Origin of the sequence: Bradyrhizobium japonicum USDA 6, from assembly GCF_000284375.1 — a bacterium.
GTDB classification, from domain to species: Bacteria; Pseudomonadota; Alphaproteobacteria; order Rhizobiales; family Xanthobacteraceae; genus Bradyrhizobium; species Bradyrhizobium japonicum.
In genome coordinates, this window is record NC_017249.1 from 3,798,733 (window position 1) to 3,815,112 (window position 16,380).

Here is a 16,380-nt window from a genome sequence, read left to right on the forward strand (position 1 = left end):
TCAGAGAGCAGCCGCAGGCTCGGCGAGCGCGGCTCGCAACGAGGCCGTGAACGTGTCGAGCAGCCCGGGATCGCCGATGTAGAGCTCGCCGGGAAACGAGCGCCGCCACGCGGCTTCGAAATAAGGCGCTCCGCTGGCCGGGTCGAACGGTCCGGCCCTGAGCGCCTCGCGCAGGCGCTTCGGCACGTCGGCGAGACGGTCGGTAGAATAGACCAGCGGGCAGGTGCGATAGAACGCATCGCCCATCACCACGACCGGCTTGCCGAGCAGCAGCGCTTCGGCGCCCGACTTGCTGTTGACGGAGATGACGGCATCGGCCCGGTTGAGGACAGCGTAATTGTTGGTCTGCGGTGGCAACAAGACGAGATTGTCGAAGCGCCGTGCGAGCTCGAACAGCCGATCCGCGGAGATCGCGCCGATCTGCGCGGGATGCTCCTTGACGACGAGCAGGTGCGAATCCGGGATCGTCCGCAGCAGGAAGTCGACGGTCGCGACCTGGTCGAGATAATCAGGCGCGCGCAGCGTCAGCGCCATGTCGGCGGGAACGTGGAAGGGATAGTAGACGAACGGCGTCTCGGGGACCGGGCGATAGAGCTTGCGAAGTCTCGCCGCGTTGACGGCCATCATCGCGTGCACCCTCGCGTGCCGCAGATTGTGTCCGAACTCCTGGTGCTTGCCGAGCGCGAACTGGTCCCACAGTTTTTCGGCGAGGCGGCGCGAGTTGCGCAGGTTCACGACCTTCTTGAAGGCCGCCGAGTAATGATGCGCGTCCTTCTTCGGGATCACGATCGCGCGCTGGTTCAGCGTGGCATCGAGATAGGATTTCACATCAGCCGAGACGTCGTCGGCTGGCTTCGCCATCATCTCGGGCGCGCCAAAACTGTCGGGCGTGAAATACATCCGTCCGCGAAAGAACGACGGCTCGATGAACCAGTTGCGGATGCCGCGGCGCTTCGCCGCGTAGAAGCTCGTGATCACGGAGAGGAAGCCGCCGAGCTCCTGCACCAGCTCGGCGCGTGTGCCTTGGCTCTCCAGCCGGTCGAGCAGCGCCTCCATGGCGTTGGTGTAGATCATGAAGCGACGGCGCAGCGCGGCGGTGTCGCGGATGCCGAAGGTGAAGCGCTCGTGGCTGAACAGGAAGTTGGAGCCGTCCAGACCGTAGGCTTCGATGCGGGCATCGAAGGCCTGCCGGTCATCGGGCGAGGGGCCGGTCTTGAGGCCTTCGCGGTACATGTTCATGACCGGGACGCCTGCGGCCGCCGACATCTCGGCGCTGCGATCGTCGAAGGCGAGCAGCTCGACCGCATATCCCGCCGCGCGCAGCCGCTGCGCCACCGGAATCCAGAATCGGGTCTGGTATTCGGCCAGCGTCGTGATCAGAAGGGTTTTCTCGGGCGACATGTGGGGCAGGGTTGCTCGGTTGCGGTTTCCGCATATAGAAGCCTGCACGATAGCTCAAGGGTGGATTGGGGCCGGTTCCACCGCAGAAGTGTGGTAGGAGACGGCCCTATCTGGCCAACCGTCGCGGGCACCCGGTGCCGGCGGCCCGGGGCGGAATCGAGGAAGGCGGGCGCAAAGCGATGAATAAGCAGGTCGTCTTCCGCGTCGATGCTTCGGTCGAGATGGGGCTTGGTCACCTCACGCGGTGTCTCACGCTCGCCGACGCCCTCGCCGCGGACGGAGCGCGATCGTGCTTCCTCATGCGCAGCCACGCGGCCGGGTTGGCACACCTTGTCGAGAGCCACGGACACGCGGTGCGGCTGTTATCCGATCCGCTCGCGCGGCCGGCCGGGGCTGACGATGGCGGGGGCCGTACGCGCATTGGCTACCGACCCATTGGCAACAAGACGCAGACCAGACCCGCAGCGCCCTCGACGAGATCGGTGCGGCCGAATGGCTCATCGTCGATCATTACGCCCTCGACGCAAGATGGGAGCAAGTCTGCCGGCGCGACGGCATGCGCATCCTCGCCGTCGACGACCTCGCCGACCGCGACCATGATTGCGAGCTCCTGCTCGACCAGAACCTGGTCCAGGGCATGGAGACGCGCTATCGCGGCCGCGTGCCGGCGGCCTGCGTGCAATTGCTCGGGCCCGGCTATGCGCTGCTTCGTCCGGAGTTTGCCGCGCAGCGCGCTCTCCTCACCCGGCGCAGCGGCGAGATCAATCGCATCCTGATCTGCTTCGGCGGCTCCGATCCGAGCAATGAGACCGCGAAGGCGCTGGAGGCGGTCGCGAGCCTGGCCCATCCGTCGCTCGCCGTGGATGCCGTCATCGGTTTAAGCAATCCGCATGTGGACTCGGTTGCACAACTCTGTCACGGACTGTCGGGCGCCGAGCTGCATCGGGGAGCGAACAATATTGCCGAGTTGATGCGGCGGGCGGACCTGTCGATCGGGGCCGGCGGCGTCATGAGCTGGGAGCGTTGCTGCGTGGGTCTGCCCGTGATCGCAGTCGATATCGCGTCGAATCAGGTCGGCGCGCTCGAGGCATTGGCTGCGGAACGTGCGGCCGTCTATCTCGGGGCGGCCAATGACGTATCCAGAGCAGCTCTGGCCGACTCGATTCGAGCGCTGCTGGACGATGCTGCCCGGACCAAGGCGCTGGGCGAAGCCGCGCTGGCCCTGGTCGACGGGCGGGGGCGGAGCGGGTCGTGGCCTGCATGCGGACCACTCCCGGTTAGGGCGGGCAGGAGCGGCGAAGCCATGTATTTGGCAGAAGGACCGGTTTTTGTGCTAAACGCGGCGCGGTCTCGGGGAACCGTGTTCCGCTTTGTGATCAAAGTATGAAGATTTCGATTGTCTGCTCAAGTGCCTCACACCCGGTCTACGCCCATCTGGAACAGTGGGCGAGGCTTGCGCGCGCCTCGCACGATGTCGAACTCGTGCAAAAGAAGGCCGAGCTGACGGGCGGGGATATCCTTTTCCTGATCTCGTGTCATGAAATCATCTCGGCGCAGGACCGGGCGAGATACGGTGCGAGCTTGGTGATCCATGCCAGCGACCTCCCGCTCGGGCGCGGCTGGTCCCCCCATATTTGGCAGATTCTCGAAGGAAAGCATGATATCGTCGTTTCGTTGCTTGAGGCGGAGGATCAGGTGGATACCGGCGCCATTTGGGCGCAGCGCCACATGGTGCTCGAAGGCCATGAGCTCTATGACGAGATCAACGCGAAGCTCTTTGCCATCGAAATGGAGCTGATGAGCGAGGCGGTGGCCGTTGAGGGGCGAAGGGCGCGTATGCGGCAGGATGGTCGCGCTCCGACCTACTACCGAAGACGTGGGCCCGAGGATTCGCGGCTGGATCCGAACCGCTCGATCGCTGAGCAGTTCGAGCTCCTGAGAGTGGTAGATCCGCAACGTTTTCCCGCGTTCTTCGATTTCCGTGGTCATCGCTACGTGGTGCGTATTGAGAAGGTGGAAGCGACCGATGAGTGACACGATATCCATTGCCGGGCGGTCGATCGGCCAAGCGCATCGGCCGTTCATCATTGCGGAGATGTCCGGCAACCATAACCAGTCGCTGGAGCGCGCGTTGGCGATCGTTGACGCCGCAGCGAAATCGGGCGCGCATGCGCTCAAGCTTCAGACCTACACCGCCGATACGATGACGCTCGACCTTGGCAGCGACGAGTTCTTCATCGATGATCCCAACAGCCTCTGGAAGGGGCGGTCGCTGCACAAGCTCTATCAGGAGGCCTACACGCCGTGGGAGTGGCACGCACCGATCTTCGAGCGCGCGCGGTCGCTTGGCATGATTCCGTTCTCCACGCCTTTCGATGCAACGGCAGTCGACTTTCTCGAGAGCCTTGGCGTTCCCTGCTATAAGATTGCTTCCTTCGAGAACACCGATCTGCCGCTCATCCGCAAGGTTGCTGCGACCGGAAAACCGATGATCATCTCCACCGGCATGGCAAGTGTTGCCGATCTCGACGAGACGGTCCGTGCGGCGCGAGCGGCGGGCTGCAAGCAGCTCGTGCTGCTGAAATGCACGAGCACCTATCCGGCGACGCCCTCGGATACCAATCTCATGACGATTCCGCACCTGCGCGCGTTGTTTGATTGCGAGGTGGGGTTGTCGGACCACACTTTCGGGATCGGCGCTTCGGTGGCGAGCGTGGCGCTCGGCGCAAGCGTGATCGAGAAGCACTTTACGCTTGCGCGGGCCGACGGAGGCGTCGACTCGACGTTTTCTATGGAGCCTTCGGAGATGGCGGCGCTCGTGGTCGAGACCGAGCGGGCCTGGATGGCGCTTGGCGAAGTCCGCTACGGCTTGATGGAGAAGGAGCGGGACTCCCTGATCTTCCGCCGTTCGCTCTATGTGGCCGAAGACCTCGCGCCCGGCGACGTGCTGACCGGGGAGAATTTGCGGATCATTCGCCCCGGTCTCGGTCTGCCGCCAAAATATTTCGAGACGCTGATGGGTAAGCGCGTGGGCCAGGCGGTTCGCCGCGGTACGCCGATGAGCTGGGACCTGCTGTCATCCGCTGAAGAAGCGGCGTCTGCGCAGCAGGTGACTGCGGCGAGGAGCGCGCGTGGCTGACCAGCCGCATGTCTGCCTGATCGTCGACAACCCGCTTCGCGACCTCGAAGGGCTGGTGTTGCTGGCGCGCCAACTGGCAACGCGCGGCGCACTGGCCACGCTGGTGCCGATGTACGAGCAGGGGTTCGATGTTCTGGCGCTGCGGCCCGATATGGTGCTCGTCAACTACATCCGGCCCAACAATGTCGACCTGATCAAATCCTATAAGCGCGCGGGAGTTCTGGTTGGCGTTCTGGACACCGAGGGCATCGGCGGCAAGAACGCCGACCAATTCGCCGGCATGGTGAAGGGGACCGGATGCACCGACCTCGTCGATCTCTATTGCGTTTGGGGACAGGCGCAATATGCCGCTTTCCTGCGGCAAGGCACTGTCCCCGCTGAGATCCTTCGCGCGACCGGCTGCCCCCGGTACGATTTCTGCGCGCCCCCCTGGCGTGCCGCATTGCCCGAACCGTCGGTAGCGTCGGGTTATGTCTTGATCAACACGAACTTTCCGACCGTAAACCCGCGATTTTCGGGCAGCTCCTCCGACGAGGAGGGGGCCATGGTGCAGGCTGGTTTCACCCGCGAGTTCGCGCGCCAGTTCATCGCAGACGGCCGGGAAGCTTATCGCCACACGCTGGGCATGGCGATCGAGCTTGCGAAGCATTTTTCCGACGTGCCGTTTGTGTTGCGGCCGCATCCGTTTGAAAATCTCGATTCATACGGGGGCTTCGCCGACTTGCCGAATGCAAGCGTGATCCAGAGTGGAACCTCGCTCGAATGGATCAGCGGTGCGCGCCTGCTGGTTCATCAGAATTGCTCGACCGCCATCGAGGCCACGATGCTGAACGTGGAGCCGCTGAGCATGGAGTGGTTCAACACGCCGGCCCTTCGGCTCGATGCGGCGACCCGGGTCAGCCGTCCGGCGCGTAGCGAAGCGGAGCTGATCGAGTTGGTGCGGCAGGGCCTTGAGGGCAAGCTGGCGCAACCCTCTTCCGAGATTGTGGACTTTCGCCGGGAAATCATCAGCGATCTCTACCTTGCCATGGACGGCGCGAGCTCCGTTCGGGTTTCGGAGGCAGTGTTGTCGACGATGGCCGTGGCCGAGCAGGATCTCCGTCCGGCGGCCGGGTCGCGCTCGCCGTCGCTTCGCGGGCTCGCGGCGGCGGCCGCCCGTCGCACCTTGGGGCACAGGGCAAGCAGGGCTTTGCGTCGCCTCTACGGCTCGGCCGAGGGCGAGCGTCGCCGTGCGGGCAAGCAATTCGGCGATGGACTGGTCAACACCATATTGCAGCGTATCGACGCTGCTTCGGTGGACCGGCGCCGGTTTGTCGCCCGGACGCCCGCAAATATTCGGGGCGGCATGTTCAGTGGCGCCAGCCTGCAGCTTGCGGAAGTGAACTGAACCGTGCTGCGTCGGTTTCTTCATAACACCGCAATCTCGGCCGTCGCCTATGGCGTTGCCGGGGTGCTGGGCCTGTTCGCGGTAGGCCTAATTGCGAAGTCCTATGGGCTCGCGGTGCTGGGGCTTATCGTGCTCTTGCGCTCCTTTCTGCCCAGCGGCTTTCTCGCAGTGATTGATCTCGGCGTTTCCGAGATCACGACTCAGGTGATTGCGCGGGGGCGGCTCGGGGATTGGTCCACGGCCGGTGAAAAGGTTTCGTTGCTGACCATGCTCGCCCTGGTCACCGGATTGCTCTCGGGCGTACTGCTGTGGTTTTGCGCGGCGGACCTGGCCGCCATCTTCAAGGTTCACGCCGATCAGTCCGCGGATTTCATTGCCATCTTGAAGGTGACCGCGCTGATCATGCCAATCGCCTTCCTGGGGCTGGCCGCCGAAGGAGCGCTCAAGGGATTTGAGCAGTACAGCTGGCTGCGATTGACCGAGGTGGCGGGAAGCGTCGCCTACGTGGGATCGATCTTCATCGCTGTCTGGAGCAACCTTTCATTTGCCTGGATCGCCTACGCCTATCTCGCGACGATTGTGGCCAAATACGTGGTGCTTGCGCTCGTCGTCTGGCTCTTTGCGCGCAACACCTCGCTCCGTTTCAGGTCATGGACACCCTCGAGCCGGCACGACGTGGCCTACAGGTGTTGGCTGATGTTTAACAACCGTATCGCAGGCACTTTCCAGCAGACGCTGGTTCCGCTGGCTATCGGTGCACTCTACAGTCCCGTCGAAGTGGGAACCTACGACGTGCTGACACGCCTTCCCCGCTTTCTCAAGACGACAATGAGCCCGCTCTACTCGGCAATTCTTCCGATTTCGGCACATCTCGACGAACGAACCGACGTTAGACGATTGCAATTGCTGGGACGAAATGGCCTCGTTCTACCTGCCGCCATCGTTGTGCCAATCCTTGTCGTCGTTGCGTTGTTTTCTCAAGACATATTGCGGGTCTGGGTCGGGCCCGAGCATTCGAGCGAATGGCCGTGGTTGGCTCTGTCGCTGTTGGTTCCCGCTGTGACTGTCATGCTGGGGGCCGGGCAAACCGCTTTGATGGTCAGGTCGGATTTCCTGCGTCTCAACACGCGGCTGCTTTATCTGCAGGTCCTGGCGCAGTATGTGGTGACAGCACTGACGCTGGCATGGCTGCGCGAGCGTGCCTTCATATTGGGGTGGGTGCTATCTTATGTCGTATTTGCGCCCCTGATCGCGCACCGCATGCTCTCGGTCATGCACCTGCCAAGGATGTTGTTCTGGGAGCAACTGGGCAAGCAGACATTGGTGGCCGCTGTGCTCGCCGCGGGGACGATCGCCTATAAGACCTATTCGACGCCGTACACCCTTCCGGCACTGATCATCGTGGGAGCGATTGCCTGCCTCGCCGCATGGGTGCTGAGCGTCGCTCTGATCCTGTCACAGAGCGATCGCGCCATGTTCGGCAAATTCGCCCGCGCGCTGACGCAGCGGTGATCTTGTTGCATCAATCCAATTTCGCTGTCGGCGAGCGGTCGGGGCAGCGTCAGAGTGTCGGCATCCTCGGCACGGTCGGGAGCGCTGGCTCCGGAACTCGGCTGGTCCCTCCTGGATCCGATGCTGGAGGCCTTGATCAGGCCCGGTCTTCATCTAAAATTGAGGAGCTGAAGCGGCCAACCGCCGGCAGCTTGCAGAATTGACCGGCGCTGCACACAAATAGCCGGCATTTGCGTTAAGACAGGCGGGAGAATTTCGTGTTCAGGCTTCCCAGTTTCCACCCCAAGGTTCTCCTCTGGCGTGCTGCGACCAATATCGGGCCTCTGCCCGTGCTGGTGAGGGCGCGGGAGTCTGCCGTATGGCAGGATTTCTGGCGGACCGAAAGGAGCGAGGCAGCGTTTCTCGACTATGCAAAGAATACGCCCTTGCGGGATTGGCTTGCGAACTATTGCGCCGGCCTGCGGCCGGAATCGGTGGTCGAACTCGGCCCGAATGTCGGGGCAAATCTTCAGGCGATTTGGCGGGCCGATCGCAACATCAAGCTTTATGGCGTCGAGCTGAACGACAACGCCGTCAAATGGGGCATGCAACACATGCCAGAGGGCTGCGGAGCGAAGCTGCTGACCGGTTCGATGGCCGATGTGGCGGGCGTGCTCGAGCGCAACGGCATCGAGGGTGCGGACGTGGTCTTCAGCTGCGGTGCCACAATGCACGTAAACGACGAAATCTTCGCAGCCGCGAAGCAACAGGCACTCAAACTTGCCCGCAAGGCGATTATCCACGTGGAGTACAATGCTTGGACTCCAGCGGAACTGCAAAACGGACGAAATTGGCGTTCGTCTTTCCTGTCAGATCGCTGGGTTCGGGACTATGTAGCGGAGTACGAATCCATGCCCGGCGTTTCCCGCGTCGATTGCATTCGCATACCGCCGGAGATCAATGTCGCGCGCAATATCGGTCGACTTTGGATCAACGATATGACGGCCATGATTGTCGTTCATCGGAACTGAGCGATCGGGTACAAAGATCGATTCCCGCTCTGGCGACAGGGGATCCGTTTCTACATCTTCTAGGATGTCCGGTTCCGGAGGGGTACTCTTCGGTTGCCCATAATGCATGGATTTGCTAAGGGGCAAATCGCTTGACCGGGCCGGTCAAGGGGTCTGAACGATATTCCGGCAGGTTGGGGACGACAAAGATGGGATTGATGTCCAGGGCGCTTTGGCAGGTGAACCGGTCGCCGCTGCGATGGGCAGTCAAGACGGGTGTCAGCACCTGGCATTACGGCGCCAAACGGCAGCGCAAGCAAGAGTTGAACGGCTTGGACGTCAGCGCGGCGCAGAAGGCCGCGGCGAAGGATTTGAATCGCGACGGTTATGCCATCGTCAGCGAACTGATCGACCCCTCCTTGCTGCAGCAGCTTGCCGCTTCGGGCGAAGCAAAGCTCTCGGAAATCGACGCCGCCGACAAGCAGCAGGCCGGATACTGGAAAAAATTCCTGGTCCACTTGCTCGACTCGGAGATGGTCGACGGCAAACTCGCGGCCGATAATCTGTTTGTGCGCTACGCTCTGCAGCCAGGCGTGGTGAATGTCGTTGCCTCGGCGCTCGGGGAAGTCCCCTGGCTCGACTACGTCATGCTGTCGTATTCGAGGCACACCGGGCAGGCGCTCGCGTCATCGCAACTGTGGCATCGTGATCATGACGATGTCAGGGTGGTGAAGTTCTATACCTATCTGACCGACGTGCAGGAGGACGCCGACGGTCCCTTCACGTTCCTGTCGCGGCAATCGACCGATCGATTTGGCTATCCGCTGCTCGGAAGTCATTTCAGTGACGACGAGGTATTCGGGAAGGTACCGCGTCAAGACGTGAAGGTGATGAAGGCGCCTCGTCTTGTTTCGTTCATGATCGATACCAGCCGTTGTCTGCACATGGGCAGCCGGATCGCCCCCGGTCATGGCCGGCTGATGTACACCGCGACCTTCATTGCTTTTCCCCGTATGTTTCCCGGGGGCAAGAACCGGCCGTTCCGTGCAACTCCGGGCACCTCCGAACGGGACAAGTTGATCCTGGGGCTTGGTTGACCTTGGCGTTTCCGCTATCGCGAACGGCGAGGCCACCGAGATTTCCATGGATCAGCAATCTAGAGGCGTAATTGACAGTGTCGCCTGATATCGAACCGGCATCGACGCTGGAGTTGTCCCGTGCCTATGCGTCGGACTTCGCACGGAGCCTCCTTCGCCTTGCCTTCAAGAATGTCAAACGGACGGGCGACGTCGTCGATTCCGAATACAATGGCGGCGCCTGGGACAGGGTGCTGAACGAGCGCGCCTGGCTCGATGCGCCTCTGGAAGAGTTTCTCGCGGGGCAGAGTCGCTCACCTCGACTGGCCAAGGTAAACGGTCAACTCGTACGTATCGCCACGAAGGACTATTACAAGTATCGCATCCGGGCGCTGTCGGAACTGATGATGCGCCACGTCGGCGATGCGACGTCCCTGGTCGAATTGGGCTCCGGGACCGGTTATAACCTGTTTTCGCTCAGCTTGGATCCTCGCTGGACGCAACTTCGCGGCTTCGACATCGCGCCGAACGGCATTGAAGCGGGACGACAGATCGCGCGCCATTATGGCCTGGATGGGCGCGTCAGCTTCGACCGGATCGATCTGACGGACGCACATGATCCCCAGTTCAGCCAACTCGCAGGCGCAACGATCTTCACTCACTTCTGCATTGAGCAAATCCCCTACGCCGTGGATGCCGTGATCGAGAACATTCTGCGGGCGCGGCCGGGCCGTGTCGTGAACATCGAGCCCGCGATCGATATGCTGAATTTGTCGGATCCGCGCGATCTGGCCAGTCGGATCTACTTGAAATCAGTGGATTACCAGACCCGTCTTTTCGCTTTGCTGGATGAGCTCGAGCGGAAGGGGCGGATTCGCATTCTTGCTCGCGAGCGGATGGCCTACGCTCCCACATTGCACAACGACGGTCTCTTGTATGCATGGGAGCCGCTGAGCGGTTGATCGAGCCAGGCTTCCAGTTCGAGGCTTTCCAGGGCGCGCCTCGCCGCGCCGGGTTGCGTGGATGGGGGAACGTGAAGTGGGCGCACTGCTGTGGGAGTTCGAAACGCTGCTCTCGTTGCTGTTGAATGCAGCCGTTACGTTGTTGGTTCTTGCGCTTATCTTCCGAATTTCGCTGAGCCAGCCCGGATTGCTTTTCCTCACTTTCTTTTTCTTCTTTTATTGTGCCTGGAGACTCGTCTCAGTCTTCTACATTGACGTATTCGGACCGATCGTCTCCGAGCAGCTGGAAAGAAGCATTGGTCCCGGGCTTGCGGCGGTGCCGCTGGGCGCCAGCCATGTCCTTGTCCTCCTGATGTTGCTGGTCTCCTTTCATCCACAGCGTTTGAAGGCTCTCGCGGCCGCGTCCAATTTCAAAATGTCGAGTTTCCTGCCGACCGGACGTCTCGATTTGTTCAATCTGGCGTTCTGGGTCATCCTCTTGTTCGAGGTTGCTCTCTGGATCGAGATGTTGACCCGGGGGACGATCCCGCTTTTCAGCAAAATCGAACGGCTGGACTATTCGCGGCAATTCGGAGGCTTTCTCCACGGACGACTGATGGATTGGGGGCCGATGCTGGCTTTCCAGCTAGGATTGCTTTTCGCGACGCCGGTGCTGCGTGGCGCACGCTTCGACTACCGATTTGGAGCGCTGTTCGGCAGCCTGATGGTTTATCTGCTCTTTGTCGGGCACAGGTTCTCGTCGTTCTTTCTGTATTTCTCGTTCTTCATTATGCCCATGGGCAGCATTGTCCTGGGGCGCAGCAAAGCCGCAGCGTTCGACAACTTGGCATTCTACCGCATGCTGCGCGCTCTGTGGTTGCCGGTGGCCTGTCTTGGTGTCCTCGTTCTGGGGGCTCTCACATATTCCTATACCGTCGTGCGTGGCGCGGAATCGGAGTTGCTTCAGGCCAAACTCACCCAGCGGCTCCTGGTGCAGCAGGGCGAGATGTGGTGGATGACGTATGAGCGCGTTTTTCTGCACGGGGACTGGAACGCGCCTCTGGCCTTCGTCAAGCTTTTCCTGGATCCTTTCAACCCCAACCGCAATTCGACGATGCAGCTGCTGATGGAGCTTGGTCTGCCGATCGAGCGCGCGCATGCCTTGCTCGATCTGGGGGTGGCCTACACGGGCGGCTGGCCGGAAGTCTTGTTCGAACTTGGTGGACCGGTTAACGGATTTATTCTGGTTGTGCTTTCGGCAATCATGTTTTCGGAGTTCTTGTTCTTGGTGACGCGCTGTATCGTGGAGCAGCGATATGCCACTTGCTTTTTCCTGACGCCAATATTGTATGCAGTTGAAGTCTACCTCGCGTCGGGAATGATGAATTCGTTTATCCAATTGACCTTTATGACGAAATTGGGGGCTGCGATTTTCGTTTACGTCCTGGAAGATAGGTGGCGGGCGAGGTTGATGGTATCGGCATCGCCTGGAGCGGGCCAAGCGATGGCACTTGAGAAGGAAGTCACGCCATGAGAGATGCGACGGCTTCCCTATCGGCTGTTTCCTATGTCGGCGGGATGTTCAGCTATCTGACCCGCGCGGTTAGATTTCGGCTGAAGTCCGTTGTCCTGATTCCGCTTGTTGCAGCGCTGGTTGTGTTCGTCGCAGACTGGATGCGTCCCGTCGGTTACGCGGCGCAAGCCGTTGTGCGGGTCGGCCGGGTTGATGGAGCCGAGGTCGCGCCGATGTCCTCGATCGTATTCCAGATGAACTCGGCGTCGTTCAAGCGCCGGGCGTTCGGGACCGCGGACTCATCGGCTGATGGCGACGCCAAGGCACGTAGATTGATGCTGGACAGCTTCGATGTGCGGCCTGCAACTTCCGAAATGCTCGCTCTGTCCGTCGGTGCTCCGAGTGAGCAAGCCGCCACCGAGGCGCTCCAGGCCGCAGTGCGGACGCTGAACGCCGATCAAGAGAAGATTCGTGCGCCAGCGCTCTCTGAGGTCAACACCCAGATCGCCTTGGTAGATTCCAATATCGCCAGTCTCATCAGGGTTCGGGAGGAGCTGGCGTCCCTTGGCTCGATCGGTGTGAGCGATCCAGCCTCGTTGATGCTGCGGCGAGTGTGGTTGCTCGATCTGATTGTGCGCAACGAGGAAAAGTTGGTGGTTGCGACGAACGATCGACGCGCACTGGCGGAGCGGATGGGGCCGTCCAAGACCTACCCCGCGACGCTCAGCGACGATGTCACGGTCCGGCAGGTTTCCCCAAATCCGCTTCGGCACGCAATTTTCGCCGGTGCGATCGTTCTGCTGATCATGCTCGTATACGCCATGGTGAGCAGGCCAGTATCAGCTTAGACTGCCGATCCATTCGCGGGTTGTCGATGCCGGCATGTGAGATGAGCTCGGCCGCGGATCGGGCGACTCTAGGCCAAATGGTTGCGGAGCCTTCTTCAACGTGCAAAATCCCGCTGATCCTGGGCATGACGGAAGCGAGCTGACGGACCGGCTGAGACGCCCGGCCGTATTCTTCGATCGCGATGGTGTGCTCAACGTCGACAAGGACTATGTGCACAGGATCGACGACTTCGAATGGATGCAGGGAGCGCGCGAGGCCGTCAAGCTGTGCAACGATCTCGGCTATTACGTCTTCGTCGTCACCAATCAATCGGGCGTCGCCCGCGGCTACTTTAGCGTGGATGATATTCATCGTCTGCACGACTGGATGAATAGCGAGCTGGGCGCAATCGGCGCCCATATCGACGACTTCCAGTACTGTCCCTACCATGAGGAGGGCACGGTCGAGGCGTACCGACGCGCGAGCGACCGGCGCAAGCCGGCCCCGGCATGATATTGGATTGCATGAAGGCGTGGCCGGTCCGCGCCGAGGGCAGTCTGCTCGTCGGCGACAATGCCCGCGACATCGAGGCCGCCGTCGCCGCGGGAATACCCGGACATCTGTTCCGGGGAGGCGATCTGGCCGCATTCCTTCGTCCGCTGCTCGCCGCCCGGAGCTAGCCCCGATTGACCGCGCGGAACATGTATTCCGCCTGCTCCCAATCTTCGACGGTGTCGATGTCCTGCACGAGGTGCCGCGGCAGCACGACCCCGACGGAGCGCTCCGAGAAGATCGGTACGTCTTCGAGGAAGGCCGCGGCCGTGCCCCAGTAGAATTGGCCTGCATCATGATAGGCCGGCTCGAGGTCCTGCGACCGGGTGAGGCGATGCTCCGGATGAAACGGATCGACGCGGCCGGCCGGGGTCATGCGCAAGGCACGCTGGATCGGAAAGGCGTAGCTTGTCACCGAAAACGCGAAGGCGGCGTCGGAGCTCGTGAGGGCCTCATAGGCCTCACGCAGGAAGCGGGCCTCGATCAGCGGGGCGGTCGCGTAGACGCAGCAGACATGGGTGATGTCGTCACCGCGTTCGATGAACCAAGTGACGGCGTGCTTGACGACTGCGGCCGTCCCGGTGTGGTCGTCGGAGATCTCCTTCGGACGAACGAAGGGTGCTGTCGCGCCGAACTGGCGCGCCACCTCGGCGATCTCAGCGTCATCAGTGGAGACGATGATCTCGTCGAACAGGCCGCTCGCCTGCGCTGCCTCGATGGAATAGGCGATGATGGGCTTGCCGCAGAACGGCCGGATGTTCTTGCGCGGGATGCGCTTGCTGCCGCCGCGGGCCGGGATGACGGCGATCTTCACGCGAGGATCTTCCTAAGCGCCGCGACGACGGTGTCCTGCTCGGCATCCGTCATTTTCGAGAACAGCGGCAGCGTGATGGCGTCCTGGTAATAGCTCTCGGCCTCCGGAAACATGCCGACCTTGAAGCCCAGGCGCTGATAATAGGGCTGCGTGTGCACGGGAATGTAATGCACGTTGACGCCGATGCCGGCGGCACGCAGCGCCTCGAACACTTGACGGCGGCTGAGCTTGATCTCGTTGCGCCGCAGCCGGATCACGTAGAGATGCCAGGCCGAGTTCGTGTCCGGATGCTGCCACGGGCGGGTCACCGGCAGCTTCGCCAGCAGGCGATCGTAGCGCGCCGCGAGCTCGCGCCGGCGCTCCACGAACGCATCGAGCCGGACGAGCTGGCTGCTGCCGAGTGCGGCCTGGATATCGGTCATGCGGTAGTTGAGCCCGAGCTCGATCTGCTCATACATCCAGGGACCGTGCTGGTCCTCGTTGGAGCGCCGCTCGTCGGCCGTTGGGGGCGACTGCATCGGGCGAATGATGCCGTGACTGCGCAGATAGGAGAGCCGTTCGGCGAGTTTCGGCGCGTTGGTCATCAGCATCCCGCCTTCACCGGTCGTGATGATCTTGACCGGATGGAAGCTGAACACGGTGACGTCGCTGAGGGCGCCATCGCCGACCTTGCGTCCGCGGTACTCACCGCCGACCGCGTGCGAGGCGTCTTCGACAATGTGGAAGCGGTAGCGGTCGGCGAGCGCGCGGATCTCCACCATCTCGCAGGACTGCCCAGCAAAATGCACAGGCACCACCACCTTCGGAAGACGGCCCGCGGCCTCCGCCTGCGCGAGCTTTTCGGCCAATGCAGCAACGCTCATGTTGTAGGTGCGCGGATCGATGTCGACGAAATCGACGGTCGCGCCGCAATAGAGAGCACAATTGGCGGACGCCACGAAGGTGTTCGGCACCGTCCACAGAATGTCGCCAGGCCCGAGATCGAGCGCGAGACAGGCAATGTGAAGCGCTGCGGTTGCGTTCGAAACGGCGATGCCGTGGGCCGCGCCGCAATATTTCGCCAGCCCCTGCTCGAAGCGAGGGCCGGCCTGTCCCTGCGTCAGCCAGTCCGACGTCAGGACATCCCTGACCGCGTCGATGTCCTCGGCAGAGATATCCTGGCGCCCATAGGGGATCATTGGACCGCTATCTTGTTGAACTCTCTGATCTCGGCGACGTCGAGGAAATGCTCGTTCCTGCCGGAATTATACTCGAAGCCATCGGACACGGGCTCGCCGTGCTCGCCGATCTGGTTGGTGAGATAGTCGACGTCGCGGCGGAAGAACTTGATCGTCGGCTTGATCACGAAGTGGTCGTGGAACTTCAGCGTCAGATGCGAATCGTCGGTCGGGCACATCACTTCGTGCAGCTTCTCACCCGGCCGGATGCCGATCACGCGGGTCGGCAGGTTCGGCGCCATCGCGGCCGCGAGCTCGGGAATGCGCACAGAGGGGATCATCGGCACGAAGATCTCGCCGCCCGACATGCGCTCGAAGCTCTTGATCACGAAGTCGACGCCCTGTTGCAGGGAGATCCAGAACCGCGTCATGCGCGGGTCGGTGATCGGCAGATGGTCGGTGCCCTCGGCGATCAGCTTGTTGAACAGCGGAACGATCGAGCCGCGCGAGCCGACCACGTTGCCGTAGCGAACCACGCTGAACGCGGTGCGATGGCCGCCGGCCATGTTGTTGGCGGCGATGAACAGCTTGTCGGAGGCGAGCTTGGTCGCGCCGTAGAGGTTGATCGGCTGGGCCGCCTTGTCGGTCGACAGCGCGATGACCTTCTCGACGTTGGCCTCGAGCGCCGCCTGGATCACGTTCTCGGCGCCATGGACGTTGGTCTTGATGCATTCCATGGGATTGTATTCGGCGGCCGGAACCTGCTTCAGCGCCGCAGCATGGATCACGAAGTCGATCCCCTTCATGGCGGTGCGCAGGCGCTCGCCGTCGCGCACGTCGCCGATGAAGTAGCGCATCACCGGCTGGTCGAAGTCCTGCTGCATCTCGTATTGCTTCAGCTCGTCGCGCGAATAGACCACGACGCGACGCGGCTTGAAGTTCTTGAGGAGGCCGGCGACGAACTTCTTTCCGAACGAGCCCGTGCCTCCGGTGATCAGTACAGATCTTTCGTCAAACATGGGCGTTTACAGCAGCTTGCGGTGATGTCGGGGGAACGGCGGCTGTTACCAT

At 61.8% G+C, this 16,380-nt stretch carries 15 protein-coding genes and 1 pseudogene; 12 read left to right on the forward strand and 4 right to left on the reverse strand.

Annotated elements, in window-relative coordinates; translation table 11 throughout:
• Positions 1-1,401: a capsular polysaccharide export protein, LipB/KpsS family gene (locus tag BJ6T_RS17750; RefSeq protein WP_014493832.1), complete on the reverse strand. Its 1,401-nt coding sequence runs from the start codon at positions 1,399-1,401 to the stop codon at positions 1-3.
• A gap of 445 nt (positions 1,402-1,846) precedes the next feature.
• Here BJ6T_RS17750 and pseG point away from each other — a divergent pair.
• The 12 genes and pseudogenes from pseG to BJ6T_RS49680 form a co-directional block, all read left to right on the forward strand.
• Positions 1,847-2,788, forward strand: a pseudogene (gene pseG / locus BJ6T_RS42595) (UDP-2,4-diacetamido-2,4,6-trideoxy-beta-L-altropyranose hydrolase); the annotation flags it as partial.
• Positions 2,785-3,435: a formyltransferase family protein gene (locus tag BJ6T_RS17760; RefSeq protein ID WP_014493834.1), complete on the forward strand. Its 651-nt coding sequence runs from the start codon at positions 2,785-2,787 to the stop codon at positions 3,433-3,435. The pseudogene pseG and the gene BJ6T_RS17760, both read left to right, overlap by 4 nt.
• Positions 3,428-4,540, forward strand: coding sequence for a pseudaminic acid synthase (gene pseI, locus BJ6T_RS17765; protein ID WP_014493835.1), 1,113 nt, complete (start codon positions 3,428-3,430; stop codon positions 4,538-4,540). The genes BJ6T_RS17760 and pseI overlap by 8 nt, the downstream gene beginning before the upstream one ends.
• Entirely contained in the window at positions 4,533-5,927 is a 1,395-nt protein-coding gene (locus tag BJ6T_RS17770; RefSeq protein WP_014493836.1) for a surface carbohydrate biosynthesis protein, read from the forward strand. Before pseI ends, BJ6T_RS17770 begins: the two co-directional genes overlap by 8 nt.
• A 3-nt stretch (positions 5,928-5,930) precedes the next feature.
• Positions 5,931-7,439, forward strand: coding sequence for a lipopolysaccharide biosynthesis protein (locus tag BJ6T_RS17775; RefSeq protein WP_014493837.1), 1,509 nt, complete (start codon positions 5,931-5,933; stop codon positions 7,437-7,439).
• A gap of 257 nt (positions 7,440-7,696) precedes the next feature.
• Positions 7,697-8,449: a class I SAM-dependent methyltransferase gene (locus BJ6T_RS17780; RefSeq protein WP_014493838.1), complete on the forward strand. Its 753-nt coding sequence runs from the start codon at positions 7,697-7,699 to the stop codon at positions 8,447-8,449.
• Positions 8,450-8,637: 188 nt separating this feature from the next.
• Positions 8,638-9,525 (forward strand): hypothetical protein, encoded by an 888-nt coding sequence (locus BJ6T_RS17785; RefSeq protein ID WP_014493839.1) that lies wholly within the window; start codon positions 8,638-8,640, stop codon positions 9,523-9,525.
• 77 nt (positions 9,526-9,602) lie between these two features.
• The gene (locus tag BJ6T_RS17790; RefSeq protein WP_240537982.1) at positions 9,603-10,466 is read left to right on the forward strand and encodes a class I SAM-dependent methyltransferase; all 864 of its coding nucleotides are present in this window, start codon (positions 9,603-9,605) and stop codon (positions 10,464-10,466) included.
• A gap of 76 nt (positions 10,467-10,542) precedes the next feature.
• On the forward strand, positions 10,543-11,979 hold the full coding sequence (locus tag BJ6T_RS17795) for a DUF6418 domain-containing protein (RefSeq protein WP_141378583.1): 1,437 nt from the start codon (positions 10,543-10,545) through the stop codon (positions 11,977-11,979).
• Positions 11,976-12,806, forward strand: coding sequence for a hypothetical protein (locus BJ6T_RS17800; RefSeq protein WP_014493842.1), 831 nt, complete (start codon positions 11,976-11,978; stop codon positions 12,804-12,806). Before BJ6T_RS17795 ends, BJ6T_RS17800 begins: the two co-directional genes overlap by 4 nt.
• Before the next feature lie 100 nt (positions 12,807-12,906).
• Positions 12,907-13,299: a D-glycero-alpha-D-manno-heptose-1,7-bisphosphate 7-phosphatase gene (locus tag BJ6T_RS49675; protein WP_014493843.1), complete on the forward strand. Its 393-nt coding sequence runs from the start codon at positions 12,907-12,909 to the stop codon at positions 13,297-13,299.
• An 11-nt stretch (positions 13,300-13,310) separates the two neighbouring features.
• Positions 13,311-13,466, forward strand: a complete 156-nt coding sequence (locus BJ6T_RS49680; protein ID WP_014493844.1) for an HAD hydrolase-like protein — start codon at positions 13,311-13,313, stop codon at positions 13,464-13,466.
• On the opposite strand, the gene pseF is transcribed toward BJ6T_RS49680, so the two are convergent.
• Genes pseF through pseB form a run of 3 tightly spaced genes read right to left on the reverse strand, consistent with a single transcriptional unit; the run spans position 13,463 to position 16,328 of the window.
• On the reverse strand, positions 13,463-14,152 hold the full coding sequence (pseF, locus tag BJ6T_RS17810) for a pseudaminic acid cytidylyltransferase (RefSeq protein ID WP_014493845.1): 690 nt from the start codon (positions 14,150-14,152) through the stop codon (positions 13,463-13,465). The two genes, BJ6T_RS49680 and pseF, sit on opposite strands and share 4 nt — an antisense overlap.
• On the reverse strand, positions 14,149-15,330 hold the full coding sequence (pseC, locus tag BJ6T_RS17815; protein ID WP_014493846.1) for a UDP-4-amino-4,6-dideoxy-N-acetyl-beta-L-altrosamine transaminase: 1,182 nt from the start codon (positions 15,328-15,330) through the stop codon (positions 14,149-14,151). The genes pseF and pseC overlap by 4 nt, the downstream gene beginning before the upstream one ends.
• The gene (gene pseB / locus BJ6T_RS17820; protein ID WP_014493847.1) at positions 15,327-16,328 is read right to left on the reverse strand and encodes a UDP-N-acetylglucosamine 4,6-dehydratase (inverting); all 1,002 of its coding nucleotides are present in this window, start codon (positions 16,326-16,328) and stop codon (positions 15,327-15,329) included. The genes pseC and pseB overlap by 4 nt, the downstream gene beginning before the upstream one ends.
• Positions 16,329-16,380: the final 52 nt, after the last annotated feature.

Bases quoted from the DNA above. Each gene is read 5' to 3' on its own strand.
- BJ6T_RS17750 (WP_014493832.1), bottom strand. From the start codon at position 1,401: ATGTCGCCCGAGAAAACCCTTCTGATCACGACGCTGGCCGAATACCAG.
- BJ6T_RS17760 (WP_014493834.1), top strand. From the start codon at position 2,785: ATGAAGATTTCGATTGTCTGCTCAAGTGCCTCACACCCGGTCTACGCC.
- pseI (WP_014493835.1), top strand. From the start codon at position 3,428: ATGAGTGACACGATATCCATTGCCGGGCGGTCGATCGGCCAAGCGCAT.
- BJ6T_RS17785 (WP_014493839.1), top strand. From the start codon at position 8,638: ATGGGATTGATGTCCAGGGCGCTTTGGCAGGTGAACCGGTCGCCGCTG.
- BJ6T_RS17800 (WP_014493842.1), top strand. From the start codon at position 11,976: ATGAGAGATGCGACGGCTTCCCTATCGGCTGTTTCCTATGTCGGCGGG.
- BJ6T_RS49680 (WP_014493844.1), top strand. From the start codon at position 13,311: ATGAAGGCGTGGCCGGTCCGCGCCGAGGGCAGTCTGCTCGTCGGCGAC.
- pseC (WP_014493846.1), bottom strand. From the start codon at position 15,330: ATGATCCCCTATGGGCGCCAGGATATCTCTGCCGAGGACATCGACGCG.
- pseB (WP_014493847.1), bottom strand. From the start codon at position 16,328: ATGTTTGACGAAAGATCTGTACTGATCACCGGAGGCACGGGCTCGTTC.